Source organism: Psychrobacter sp. T6-1, from assembly GCF_052258445.1.
In genome coordinates this window covers 1-762 of sequence record NZ_JBQQFC010000666.1, presented here as the reverse complement: position 1 = coordinate 762, position 762 = coordinate 1, and the positions used below count along the sequence as shown (strand labels likewise).

The 762-nt window shown below is 44.5% G+C and carries 1 protein-coding gene and 1 pseudogene; both read left to right on the top strand.

Annotated features, from left to right (window positions below; translation table 11 throughout):
- Positions 1 to 356, top strand: a 356-nt coding sequence (locus ACTXGO_RS15275; RefSeq protein WP_443575116.1) for a 3-dehydroquinate synthase family protein, incomplete at its 5' end; no start/stop codon positions are given.
- A 209-nt stretch (positions 357 to 565) separates the two neighbouring features.
- A pseudogene (locus ACTXGO_RS15270) lies at positions 566 to 762 on the top strand (hypothetical protein); the annotation flags it as partial.

Here is a 762-nt window from a genome sequence, read left to right as displayed (position 1 = left end):
TGCTTAATTTTGGTCACACCTTTGGTCATGTGATCGAAACACACGAGGGTTATGGTAATTGGTTACATGGTGAGGCAGTCGCAGCAGGCATGATGCAGGCAGCTCAGCTGTCGCAAAAGATGGGCTGGTTAAATGCTGAGGATCTGGCGCGAGTGGAGCGAGTTTTAGCGAGCGCTAATCTGCCAACTACGCCGCCTCCCATTGATCCGCAAACGGCATTGGATCTTATGGGACATGACAAAAAGGTCAAACAAGGTCAGATTCGCCTTATTCTGCTCAAATCTTTAGGCGAGGCGGTCGTTACAGATAAGTTTGAGGCGCCGCTACTTGTAGAGGTATTGTCCAAGCACGCTTAGCCTTTATTGATACACTGATTAACTCATTGATACACTAACTGTTATACCTTATGTTCTCAAAGCTCATAACTTTCAAAATCTATAACTCTCAAAATCTATAATTTTCAAATCTTTAGCACATAATGGTGTAAAATAGGGATAACGCAAACGAATAGAGGTCTCTACGTTTTATCCGTTTGCTCATTCTTATTTTTGCCAAGGATTTATTCATGGTAGCACCACGCTCAACCACGCCTCCTGCTCAGTCATATCGCCGTCAGGCACTGATGTGGTTACTGATGACGCTGATACTAGGCGTTATTACGGCTTTGATTTGGATGTTTAGCCAGACGCCATCTATGGCAAGCAAAATTGAGAATGCGCCCATTTCTGCGCCGCAATCTTTGAGTACTGAACTTGAACAGCC